The 13,444-nt window shown below is 72.2% G+C and carries 1 protein-coding gene (cut by both window edges); it reads right to left on the bottom strand.

The whole window is internal to a hypothetical protein gene (locus ABZ193_RS09960; RefSeq protein ID WP_354709583.1) on the bottom strand: the coding sequence, 52,899 nt in all, runs 22,484 nt past the left edge and 16,971 nt past the right edge, and what appears here is coding positions 16,972–30,415 — codons 5,658 (complete) to 10,139 (partial); reading right to left, the first codon wholly in view occupies positions 13,442–13,444. Both codon boundaries (start and stop) fall beyond the window edges.

Here is a 13,444-nt window from a genome sequence, read left to right as displayed (position 1 = left end):
CGCGCGGCACCCAGGCGACGATCTGCCGCGCGCCGTCGGAAGCCCGCTCTTCGCGGGTGCGGGCGAACCACTTGCCCAGGCTGTCCCGCAGCTCGCTGACGTACCCCGGCGACGCTGTGTCCGGGATGCGCACGACGAGCCTGCCCTCGGCGCTGAGCAGGTGCCACGCCTCCCCGGCCGTCCGGCCGAACCCGCCGGTGCGCTCATGCCGGGGCAGCTCGCCGAGGACGATTTCGTCGTGCACGACGTCGCGGCGCTGCAACACCAGGTCCGCGCCGGTCGCGAGTTCCAGCACGGCCACCGGCCCTGGCCGCCACGACGGTTCCCGCGCGGGCGCCGTCAGGTCCTCCCGGAAGCGGAGCGACGCCGGCTCGGTCAGCGCGGCCCGGCCGGGCGCGCCGAGCTCGGCGATCTCCCGCGGCGTCGGGTAACCCGCCGTCGCGTACTCGTTCGCATCCGCGCGGCGCAGCACGTCCTCGACGGCCGCGATTTGGCTCTGCAACGCCCCGGCGTCCGGCACGCCGTGACGGCGGAGAGTCTGTTCGACGCCTGCCCGCGCCCCGAGCGCGAGCTGGCGGTCCAACCGTGCGGCACTGTCGCGCAGGGTGCCGAGCTTCTCGGAGAGTGCGCCGATGACTTCGCCTGCGGCGTTCCGCCCGGAGGCGCCCGGTGCCCAGTCCTGGCCCGCCAGCGGCCTGGCCACGGCCGTCTCGCCCGCGGCGAACTCGTCCACAGAGGACACGCCCCACTCGCGGTAGCGCTCGCGCAGGAACTCGTCCAGAGCCGTGGCGGCCGGCGAATCGGCGAGGTGGTCGTGCCGCGCCCGGAGCGTGTCGCCGTCCCAGAAGAAGGTGCGCAGGGCGACGAACTCTTCGTCGGCGGAGGCGAAGCGGAGGTGGACCGAGTTCTCGTCGGTGCGAGCGTCGGCGAGGTGAACTTCAGCGCCCGCGAAGGTGGTTCCCCGGACCAAGCGGGCGAACCCGCGACCGGCGTCCGCGGAGGACAGTGGCGTGCCGGGGCGCGGAACGAAGTCACCGATCCCCGCCGGCGCCGGCACCACGGGCTGCACGAGGTTGGGCAGCAGCCGCAGGGCGTGGGTCATCGTCTTGCCCAGGAGCACGGTGCGGTGGGCGGCATCGGCCGGCATCCACGGCAGCTTCACCTCGGCGAGACCGTCGTCCCCTGGCGGGTACAGGCGTGGCCGCGGCGCGTCCGGATCGACCGTCACCCGGGCGCGGAAGGTGTTGCCCTGCGGGTCGGTGAACTGCCACACGCCCTGCTCGTCCTGCTCACCGTGGCGGTTGCGCATCCAGGCGCCCAGCGCCTCGGCGAATCCGTCCTCCGGGTCGGCCGCCTGGTCGACGTTCCAGGGACGTCCCAGGACGTGGTGCGGCCGTTCCCGGAACGGGACGACCTCGGGTTCCCCGAAGACGTTTCCCTCACCCGGGGTCTCGCCCGGCGCGGAGTGGTAGGCGAACGCGCCGCCGGCGAGGCCGCCGGGGTCGCGGCCGGTACGCGGCGCCGGAACCGGCGCGGTGTCGATGTCGACGCGCCCGGTGCCGAACGGGTCGTCACCGCGGTGCACGGTCCGCGCCGGGCGGGCCGGGCCCTGCGCAGGCCCATCCCCGCGGTCCGCGGTCCGAGCCGGACCACCGGCCTCCGTCGGCCCATCGCCGCGGTGCACGGTCCTGGCCGGGCGGCTCGGGCCCTGCGCCGGGTCGCGACGGGTGCCCGGGCCGCGCGACGCGCGCCGGGCGTGCTCGGCCAGCTTCTCCGCGTCGTCCTCGCGAAGGTTCTCCGCGACCTTGGCGGCGAGCGTGGACCGTTCGGCCGGGGTGGCGGGCTCGGGCTGGTGGGAGAGGCGGCTGACAGCGTCCAGGCCTCGCCGGACCCGTCCCCACGACAGCTGGGTGCCGTCGCCGAGCGCGGTCGCGGCGATCTCCGGCCGCTCCGCCCGCTCCGGCGAGTCGCCCTCGTACCGGGTGTGCACGGCCGGCTTGAACCGCTCGATCGCCCGGAACCTCGCCCACGCGCCGCGGGCGAGGTAGATCGCCGGGCCGGCGAGTGCAAACGCCCCGGTCGCCGCCAGCACCACCGGATTGGTGGTGATCATCGACGTGCCGATCGCGGTCAGGGCGCTCTGCGCGAAGAACATCGCGCCGGGACCGAGCTTGGCGCCGACCCGGCCCTCCTTGCGCTCGATCTTGAAGCCGATCTGGGTCAGCTTCGCGGTGGCGGCCGTCAGGCTGGTCGCGACGACGGCATTGAGCCAGTTCCCTTCCGCGATGTACTGCACGGTGAGCGCCGCGTTGCCCAGGGTCAGCAACGGGAACGCCAGCAGGTTCTGGAGCTTGCGCATACCCGGCCGCGCCACCGGGTCGTACTGCGCCCAGATGCCGGGCACCGCGGTGATCGCGAAGAACAGCGAGGACGGCACGTAGGCCAGCGACACCCACGCGGCCAGCCCCACCGTGTGCAACCCCTGGTACAGCTGGTTCAGCCCGTTCACCAGCCACGTCAGTGCCGTGACCACGTGCGAACCGCGGCCGAAGAAGCCGGCGGTCGGGTTCATCCGGTTCATCGAGTCGGCCGTGGCGCCGATGATCCGGTTGACGTAATCCTTGAGCTGGGAGAACTTCATGTTCGCCCAGACCCGCCTGCTCTGCGCGGTCACGCCGTCCGGAAGTCTGAAGTGGACGGTCACGATGTAGTCGATCAGCATCTGCTTGACCCGCTGCTCGAACTGCGTGACGACGCGCTCGACGATGTGCGCGAACCGCTCGCGGAGGTTCTTCCCGCCCGGCGCGATGTCGTTGACCATCAGCTGCCGGGTCATCTTCATGAGCCGGTGCACCGACTCGACGTCGACGCGCTCCCGCTCCATCATCGACTCGACAGTGACGCGGAGGTCCTGCCCGTGCGCGACCTTCAGGTTCGACAGCAGCGACCGCGTGACGAACGCCAAACCCGCGATCGCGGTGGCCGAGCCGACGATCGCCGCGGGCACGGCACCGACCACGACGGCGGTGGCCGCGGCCGCCGTCCCTGCCGTGACGGTCGTCCAGCCGACCAGGCCGCGGTTGCGCCAATACTTGTGCAGCTTCCGCTGCGTCTCCTCGGTCGCGAGGCGCTGCTCCTCGGTCCTGGTGACGTCGCCGAACACCTTGCCGACGAACTTCCGCCGGTCCTCCGGGCTCAGGTCTTCCGCCGCCTGCAACGCGAAGTGCGCGGCGATCAGCGCCTCCACCGGCGTTTTCGAACCGTCCCGCTCCACGGGCTCGAGCCGGTCGCGGTTGCGCAGCTGGGCCCAGCGCTCGGCGACCGTCCGGCGGATCTGCGAGCGCATGTCGCGCACGACCTGCTTGGCGGCTTCCGTGCGCCGGAAGTCGCCGTAGGCGATCCGGTAGGCCTGGATGGACGACTGGATCTGCGGGTTCTCGCGCCAGATCCCATCCCGTGTGCCTGCCGGGCCGGCCGCCTGGCCTCGCGGGCGGAAGCCCTGGTCCCACAGCTCCTGCGCGCGGGCCTGAAAGGCCTGCCGCACCTCCTCGGGCGCGTCGGCCATGGTGTCCAGCCAAGCTTTGCGGTGGTCGGAGTAGTACTCGTCGACGAACCGCTGGCTGCGGTCGTCCGGGGTTTCGGCCTGCCGCGCGTCGGACCAGTCGCCCATGCCGACACCGGGGCCGACGGCCTGGTCGGGGTGCGGCACGAACCCCTTCTCGATGAGTTCGGCCGCCTTGCGGTGGAAGCCCTCCTGAACGTGCTGCGGGTAGTTCGACAGCAGCTCCACCCAGGCGTTGTGGTGCCGGGAGAAGTACTCGTCGACGAACCGCTGGCTCGCGTCCCGCTCGGCCTCGTTCATCACCCGGACGTAGTTGCCGCCGCGCATCTTCGCGACGATCGCCTCCCCGTCCGGGAAGCGCTGCATGATCGCCCGGTAGACCGGCTCCATCTCGGTGGAGTGCCGGTCCAGCTGGGTGCTGGGCATCATGCTGATGCCGTCCGACCCGAAGATCAGCCGGTCCTGGTATTTCACCGCGAACTCGATGAACCGCTCGAACACCGCGGGGTCGTCGCGCATGTACTGGCCGAGCGGCGTCCACGAGAAGTCGTAGTGCAGGCCGGGGACCAGCTGCATCATCCGGTCGAGCATGTCGATGTGCTCGGGGGTCAGGTGGGTCCAGTTCCCGACGCCGAGGTGCGCCCAGATGATCCGGTTGTCCCGGAACTCGGGGTGGTGCTTCATCAGCGCCATCATCGGGATCAGGCCGCGCTCGTCCGGCTCGCCCGCCCGGAACAGCCCGTTCAGGTCGACGGTGGCGAACCCGTTGTCCTTGTGCAGCAGGAAGGTCTGGCCCGTCATCCGGTTCCCGCGCAGCTTCGACAGCAGGTGCGGGTTGAACATCCCCGGCACTTCCGCGGGCAGGCTCGCCGCCATCTCCGGATGCCCGGCCGCGCGCAGCAGGTACCGCAGGGTGTCACCGTTGCGCACCAAGTGCTCCAGGTAGTCGGCCTGGTCCACGGGCGAGGTCACGGACTGGGAGTCGCCGACCAGCGCCCGGGCCTCCTCGGCCGCGGTGCCGGTCAGCCTGCCCTCGGCCAGGTCCTTCTTGACCTGCACGGCGGCGGCGACGGACAGCTTCAGCTGGTTGATCCACCGGGGGTTGTAGGTGGTGTTGGCTTCGTCGCCGAGGAGCTGCTTGATGGCCTCCTTGTCGTCGGTCTGCTCGGCGCCGAGGTAGGCGAACTCGGCCATCAGCATGGTCAGGTCGTAGCCCTCGGCGCCGGTGATGTCCCAGCGGGTGCCGACCAGGCCCACGTCGGCCCGCCACCGCACGTCCTCGGACATCTCGCGGTACATCTTGAGCATCAGCGCGTCGGCGAGCTTGCCCTGCAGTTCCAGGACGTTCTTCTTGTCGATCAGGCCGGCGCGCAGCGAGTGGACCAGGCCGTAGTAGGTCGCGCCACTGGCCGCGGCGAGGCCGAACGCCCGCTCGCGGATCGCCGAGTACAGGATCCGCCCGAGGTCGCCGCGCGCCGCCCGGTAGCGCAACTGCCGCTCGGCGAGGCTCATCTTCGGCTCCTGCTTGAGCCACTCGAGCAGGAGCTTCATCCGGGTCTTGGCTTCTTCGGTGTTCTCCCGGCCCGCTCCGAGGTACTGGTTGTCCAGCGCGTAGCTGAGCAGGTGATGGTGCACGTCGCTGATGTCGCGGGTGGACAGGCGGTTGGTGAACATCGCCAGCGCCGTGTCCATCGACGTGCCCAGGTCGAGCAGCTGCTGCAGGGCGTCCGGCGAGTTCGGGTCGATCGCCTCGACCTGCGCGATGAGCCCGTCGATGTCGATCAGCGCCTGCGTGCCGAGGAACCGGCGGCCGAGCTTGGCCAGCAGGCCGCGGCCCTCGAGGTAGCGGTCGACGTACGGCAGGCTGTATCGCGACTCCGTCTCGGCTCGGCCGGAGGCGACCACTCGCCCGGTGATCTCGCTGACCTCGGCGTCGGTCAGGCCCGTGCGGTGCGCGATCTCGACGAGCCGGACCCCGTCGTCGGCGGCGGCGTTGACCGCCGGGCGCAGTGCGTTCACGTATTGCTCGTGCGCGGCGTCCCGCTCACGCTCGGCGGCCAGGTAGGCGTCGATCGCCCGGTCCAGCTCGGCCTGCGCGGCGCGGACGGAGTTCGCGGCCTGGCGCAGCACTTCGGCCCGGTTGCCCCGGAACGGCAGCTCGGCGTCGGCGGCCTGGCTCGCGGTGACGTACCGCACCGGGAGGTTGAGGGCGTTGGCCACCACCTGCGCGGCGCCGGGCGAGTCGCCCTCGTTGCGCAGCAGGCCCGGCACCCAGCCACGGCGTTCGTTGAGCCGCGACCGCGCCTGGCGCAGGTCCGCCGCGGCCGCGCGGTATCGCCGCTCCGCGGCGCGGCGAGCCGGTTCGTTGGCCCGCACGGCACGGGAGAGAGCGCGGCGGGTGCCCACCAGGTCGCTCGCGCGGAACCGGCGCACCCCGTAGGTGATCTTGTTCGTGCGGTGGTCGAACTCTCGCGGTGTGAAGCCGGGCCGCCTGCTCGCGTCGAGGATGCGAGCGAGCGCCTGGGAAGTCGCGTTCCGCGCGGCCCAGTCCGGCAGGCCGTCGTCGATCGCGTCCTGGCGGACCCGTTCCAGTTCGCGGACGCCGCCGTCGCGCTCCCGGGTCCACCGCTGCTCGGCCTCGACCATGCGGTTGCCGGCGTTCTCGGCCGCCACCAGGAGGCGATCACGGTGGTCGGCGACCAGCCGCACGGTGTCCGCGGCGTCCTGCCCGATGATCTCGCGCGCGATCTTCGGCGGCGGCTCGACCACGCGCGCGTTCGGGAGCACCTTCGCCGGTTCGACGATGCGCGCCTCGATCTCCGCGCGGGGAAGGTCGTACGCCGTCTCCAGGGCGTCGAGCACCCGGCCGTCGTTGAGCGGGACGCCGAGCAGGTCGGACAGCCGCTGCGCGACCCACGGCAGGTAGGACTCGTCGTCCTCGATCGCGTTCAGCGCGGCCAGGTGCGCCTGCTGCGCGCGGAGGAATTCCGCGTGCGCCTCGCCGACCCGGTCGGCGATCCCGTCCGCTGCGGTGCGCAGCGGCTCTGCCTGCGGGAACAGCGCGGTGAGGTCCATCGACCGGATGCCGAACTCCGCAGGCAGCGCCGGGTCGGCGGGGATCGCGGGCAGCAGGTCCGCCTGGCTGTCCGGCGCGGTCGCCGCGCGTGGCGGCGGCGGGTCCCCCAGCCCGAGCGCGGCGTGCCGGTACCCGAGGACGTTTCGCAGCCCGTCGGCGACCATGCGGACCTGGGTCGCCTGCGTGGCGCCCGGCGGCACCTCGACGACGTAGGGCCGGTGGTCGCCGACCGCGACCCGCAGCCGCGGGGCGTCGATGCCCTCGACGGTCCGGAACTCGACGCGGAAGGGCCTCCCGCCGGAGTCGGTGGCCCGGACGGTGACCGTGCCGGTTTCCGGGCCCGCCGTGACGAGCAGGTCGCGAGCCGAGCTCCCCAGGCTCGCCCGCGCCACCCCGCGCTCGGCCACCGCGGCCGGGATGGCTTCGCCCCGCTCGTGCGAGAACCGGACCGCGTCCGGGGTGTTGAGCTGCGCCCGGAAGCGGGACAGGGTGATCTGCAGGACCGCGTCGGCGACGACCGCGGGCAGCGTGTCACCGAGCGCCGCCAGGGGCAGCTGGATGTCGTAAGTGTTGCCGGTCCGCAGCCCGAACGTGTCGTCGCGCGGTGGGACGCCGTCGCGCAGGTCCTGGAAGTACGGCCACACCTCGCTGCCTTCGCGGACCACGACGGTGAAGGGCCGCTGGTCACCGTAAGCGACACGCAGGTGGACCTCGTCGGCGGCGGCACGGGTCGCGGTGACCTGGACCGGATGCCCGGCCATCCGGGCGACGACCGTCTCGGCGAGTGTCCGCATCGGACCGTCGCTGCCGTCGCCCTGGCGGATCCAGGCGGGAGCAACGGGTTCCACGACGGGCGCGGGACGGGACCGGATCTCGGCCGGCGCCGGCGACTGGATCTCCTGCGGGCCGGGCCGCAACGGCTCGGCCTCGGCGAGCGCCCATTCGGCGGCGAGGCTGCGCAGCTCGGCGGTGATCATCTGAGTGCGGATCTCGTCGGTGGCGTCGCGCGGCACCGTGAACCGGGCCGTCCCGACCCAGCGGCCCTCCGGCTCCACGAAGTGCCCGTCGCCGAGGCTGATCCGAGCGCGGAACGAGCGGCCGGCGCGGTCGATCACCACGACCTCGACGTGGTCGGCCTCGCGCACGCTGGCGGCCTGGCCGCCATGGCTCCGCAGGCCGGCGTCGACGACGGCGCGTTCGACGGAGGCGTGCAGCGCGGCGATGGCGGCCTGCTGGGCCTCGTCCGGCGCCGCGGCGGGTTCCGGCGCCGCCGTCGGCAGCAGCCTGTCCAGCGCTCGCTGAGCCAGCTCCGCCGGCGTCGGACTCGGGATGGTGTGCCCGATGCTCGGCAGCAGGATCTCCGGCTCCTGGGACCGCGCTCCGACAACCGAGCGGAGGAGCCTGTTCAGGTCGCGCGCCCGACCGTCCTCGTTGGTGAACGCGGGAATCGCCATCCGTTCGACGCCGTCGTCCCGGTTGGGCAGTGTGGCGATGTACGGGTAGATCGCCGTCCGGATCTCGACGGACCGCTCCCGACCGGCCGCGCTCACGGTGATGCCGTCCGCTTCTCGCACCACGGTGAACTCGGAGTCGCTCCACCCCAGCTCGCGCATCGCGGCCGCGATCTCGCCGGTGCTCACCAGCTCGGGCGCCGCGGTGAGTCCGGAAGGCAGGTCCGTGCCGAACCGCTCCTCGATGCGCCGGACCTGCTCCGTGATGTCCTCCGCCGGCGCGCGGGGCGACAGGTGGACGGACTGGATCGAGCCGTCGGCGTAGTACAGCTGGACCAGCACCAGGCCGTTGCGGACCCGCGCCATCACGTGCACCGGAGTGCCCCGGCCGGCCGGGGCACCGTCCAGGGCCATCGTCAACAGCCACTGGTCATCCGCGTTCCCTTCGGCCGGGGGCACCACCTCATCCACGTCGACGACACGCGCGGTCGACTCCACGATCTGGCGCAGCGCGTCCGCGATCCGGTCCGCCCGGCTGCCGTCCCCGGCCCACTCCGAGACCACCACCTGGTTCGATCCACCGGGTGAGGAGATGGCGAAGACGTCGGCGTCGTCCCCGGACCGGATCTCGACCCGGTGCGTCCCGCCGGCGCGGTCGCGCACCGTCAGGTCGGCCCCGTCGGTGTGTTCGGTCAGCATGAACGAGCCGTCCCGCACTCCCAGCCGGGCGAGAGCAGTCGTCACGTCCTCGACGACTCCGGTTGCCGGTGGCTCGGTCCCGAACCGCTCCTCGACAAGCCGGACCTGCTCAGCCAGCTCTTCGGCGGGCGCGATGGGCTGCAGGAACACCGTCGCGGTGCGCTGCCCGCGGTAGTGCACTCGCACCGCCACGCGATCCCCGTCGACGTGCGCACTCACGTGGACCGGGGCTCCGAGCTCCGCCGGCAGACGGTTCTCCGCCATCCGCAGCAGCCAGAGGTCCTCGTCACGCCCCAGACTCGGCTCGACGATCGGCTCTCCCCGGCTCAGGGCGAGTGTGAAGCGATCGACGTGGTCCGTTGTGGACGGGTACCGCCACCGCAGGACCTCGGTCAACAGCTCCGGCGTCCAGGTCCGCACCTCCGCCAGCTCCGCAGGCAACGCTCCCTGCAACCCCCGCACCCACTCCAGCAGAGCGAGGTGGTCCTCGATCTCGCGCTGCAACATCAAGTCCGCCGGCGATCCCTCGAACTCCGCCGCGGCCACTGCGGGGTCGGGGCGGAAGGAGGTGATGACCTCCTTCACCAAGCCCGTCGCCATCACCGCGAGCGGGTCGCCCGGTCGCAACCCCACCCGGCCCGATGCCCAGTCGTACACCGCCGCCGCACCGACGTACGGCGACAACCGCTCGTACGCCGCGCCGTCGGAGACGAACTCCGCAGCCAGACCGTCATCGGTCAGCTCGAACGCCGAAACGGCCTTCTCCTCGATCCGCCGCTCCAGCTCGGCGATCGACACACCCAGCACGTCGGCCAGCGCCCGGAGATCCCGCTTCGCGAAGTCGGCGATGTCCTGGCGCGCCCCCGCGTCCAGGGTCCCGACCACGGTCTCGGCCGGTGTCCGCACGCCGTGGAAGTCCGGGTTCGGCAACCACGTGACGGATTCGATCTCGTCCGCGAGGTCCCGGCTGACCTGCCACCAGCCGGAGATCTCGCTCAGCGGAACACCGGAGTGCAGAACGAGGTTCTGCTCCGTCGCTTCGTTCCCCTGGAGGGCGTTGGTGGCATCGACGTCGAGACCACCCGGAGCGTGATGTTCGTAGATCCACCCGCTTCGCGAACCCAGGATCCGCAGCGCGGCCACGAGGTCGCCGCCGGACACGACCAGGTGCCACGGCGTCTCGCCGCCATCCAGCCCGCGGACGTCCGCGGCGGTGGGCGTCCGGCCGCGGTTCACAGCGGTGATTCCACCGCGGGCCGCCACTTCGGCGGGGCTGAGCGTACTCACGTGATAGACCGGAGCCTGGGGATGCAGCCGGGTGCGCTGGGCGCCCGGGACCGGCTCACCACCGGGATCGCTCAGCGGCACCGTCCGCAGGTTGGCTGGCAACGGATCGCCGGGGCGAGGAGCGACGGTACCGCGCTCACGCGTCGCGCCTTGTTCGTGCTGGGCCAGTGCGCGGTTCAGTTCCCACACCCGCGCTCGGGACCCGCGGCGGCTCTCGCCGGCGATCTCGTCCGGCACGAGCCGGCCGGGAACCGGTCGGCGGTGCTCGGGGACCGCGGCGATGACGGGACCGGTCATCGCGTCGATGGTGCGCGGCACCATGTCGAGCCCCTGGCGGAGCACGAGTTCCAATGCGATCCGCCGGGCGGCGCCGTCGACTGGCACACCCGGCGTGACGACCTCGATCGGTGCTTCCTGCTCGATCCGGTCGCCGACCCGGAGCGCGCCGACCTGCAGCCACGGCCCGGTCAGCTGGTCGTCGGCCCGGAACCGCAGCGCGAATTCGAGACCGCCCGTAGTCGTGACGAGCCAGAGAACGCCGTCGTCACCGGGGTCCGGCACGGTACGCACCGACTCCACGCCCGCCACCCCCTCGGCGAACAACTCCGCGAGGGTCGAGTCGATCGCCGCCGGGTCCGCGGTGCTCTCGCCTCGCGGCCAGACCTCCGACAACGCGAGAGCGCGCCCGGGCAGCCGCACCGAGCCGTTGCTCGCGAACCGCATCACCGCGGTCCTGGCCGCCCTGCCCATCTCAGGGACGAGGGCGGACCGCACCGGGTGCTCGCTCCTGGTGCCGGCCTCCGGTGAGTAGAGACCCTGGAACCCGAGGGTGTTGATCGTGCCGTCAGGACGGGTCACGCGCACCGCGTCGGCGACACCGGAGCGCCCGTCCGTCCCCACGCCGTCGATCAAGAGCTCGACTCGACCGTGATCACCGACGTAGGCGCCCTCCGCGGTGTTCCACGTCAGCCGCGCGTCCCAGCCGGGGGCGCCGTCCTCGGTCCCGGGCACACTGACCACGAGCGACCCGGTCGTGGGATCCGGCTGAATCCAGACGACACCGGCGTCGTGGCCAGGGGACGAGTAGTACAACCACCGCCCGGACAACCGGTCCACCGCCACCGGTTCAGGCACGTGGTGCACGGCGAGCGTGGTGGCGCCGTCGAGCATCCGCTCCCACAGGCGCTTTCCGGGCGTGGGCACCTCGAGGTCGTACAGCGACGCGATCGATCCCGTGTGGACCTTCCGCGGGGTGGAGCCGACGATGTCGAACTCCCGGGCCAGACCACTGCGGTGGAGGACCTGCCAGCTGGCGTCGGGGATCACGAACGGACCGACCGGAAGCCCCGGCCCCGGATGCCAGTTGTACCGGTCGTAGACGTGCACCTGGTAGTCAACCCGGACGTCCGGGCGAGCACCGTCGGCACCCGGCACGACGGTGACGGACCCGCTCACCGCGTAGTAGAACGTGCCGACACCCAGGTACCAGTCCTGGCTCTGCTCCGCGACGGTGACCGTGTCGAACCGCTGCCACCCCGACGAGAACGTGAACCTGCCTGTCTCGCCTCGTGCCTCCGCGGCCTGGGCGAGGCGGAGCGCCTCGTAGCGCACTTGGGCCGCCGCGTTCTCGCGCAGTTGCGGGATGTCCCGGAGGAGACGGTCGGGCTCGACGATGAAATCCTCGCCGGTGTTGCCGAGGAAGTGACGCATCATCCCCGCGGCGACTGGCCTGCCGGTCAGCAACCCGCCAAGGACGATGGCGTACCCGAGGGCCTTGGTCCGGTACGCCCGAAGACTCGGCGTCTCACTGTTCCAAAGGCCCGAGCCGCCGCCCATCATGTTGGCACCCGGCGCGGGCTTGGCGGGGCGGCCGGGCAGGACGGGGCCGGCACTACCGTCCCCTTGTGCCGGTGCCCCCCAATCCGGGGTCGACACGTCCACGCCGTGCATCCCGAGCGTGAGCAGGCTGTCGCGCAGCCGTGCGAGCGCATGGGCCACCGTGCCGATTTCGCCGGGCTCAGCCTCGGCGAGCGCATTGTCGAGAGCACGGGCGTCCGCCACGACCGCGTCCAGCGCCGCGCGCGCTTCGGTGGTGCGGCCGGGCTGCTCCGCCGCACGTGCGGCGGCGGTGAGCACCCTGCCCGTCAGGTCCGTTCCCCCGCCCGCTCCATGCACCGCAGCGGTGATGTCGAGGAGGTCGCCCAGCGAAACCCCGTCGAGGAACGCCGGAGCCGACGTTCCCGTGGGCAACAGCTGCATCGCGACGAGGTGCCACTTGGCGGACAGCTCGGGGCCGATGTGCCTGCCCAGTGCGGCAACCAGGTGCAGCCGCGCGAGTTCGCCGCGAGCGGGAACACGGTCCAGGAACCGCCGGTCGAGCGGACCGCCGGTCGTGTCCATCCAGGACATCAGAGCGCGCTGGGTGCGCAGGTGCTCGAGCATCGAAACGCCCGGGAACGCGTTCGCGCGCACGGTCAGTTCCGGCGCGTAGCGGAGGAACCACTCCGCGGCCCGCACCATGTTGTCGTGCAGGGCCGAGATTCCCTCGGCCGGCGCGAAGGACCGTCGCGGCCCGTGCAGCTCGGGCCAGCCACGCGCGAGCGCCACCGCGCCCGAATGCGTCCGGTACTGCTCGGAGATGTGCAGCGCGTCCGACGGGTCCCTGGTCCGGTCCAGGTAGCCGTAGGACCGCTCGACGGCATCCGCGACGTCCCGCAGAAGCTGTTCGAAGTCGTCGTTGTCGATCCAGCCCCGCGCACTGTCCCGTCCCGGTGGCGGAATGTCCTCGGTCCCGGCGGTCAGCGCCCGGTACGCGGTCATCGCCCGCAAGGCGTCCGCGATCGCCCGCTCCTGGTCCGCACGGTCCATCGCGGTCGGCAGGTCGAGCAGGTGGGTCGACGGGTCGCCGGTCGACAACCGCAACCGCGGCTCAGCGAGTTCCGCTTCCGAGCTGATCCGCAGTGCGAACTCACGACCGGCCCGGTCGACACCGGTGATCGTGACCGTGGGCGGGCTGTGCACGATCTCGACGCCGCGGAGGAACCCGTCGAGGCGAGCCTTGCCCAGGCCGCTCCGGACCACCCCGTCCCACGACTCGCGGGTCTGCCCCGGTTCCGCTCCCCGTGTCCGCTCGGCGGCAACCGGAGCGCCGCTCGTCTGGTCCTGCCCGAACTCGATCTTCATGAGGTCGGCGATCATCTCGCCCAACAGCGGCGACGACAGCTCGCCGAGCTTCGCGAGCGGCAACGAGGCCTCGAAGGTGTTCGTCGCGTCAGCAGACCGGGATGGCCTGGCCGCGATTCCGTCGCGCACGACCATGGTGAAGCTCACGTCGCCCATCGCGACGTCGAGGAGCAGGCCGACCGCCGG

The organism is Amycolatopsis sp. NPDC006125 (assembly GCF_040614195.1).
Taxonomy (GTDB): domain Bacteria; phylum Actinomycetota; class Actinomycetes; order Mycobacteriales; family Pseudonocardiaceae; genus Amycolatopsis_E; species Amycolatopsis_E tucumanensis.
The sequence above is the reverse complement of the archived record's forward strand: the minus strand, read 5'-3'. Positions and strand labels throughout refer to the sequence as shown.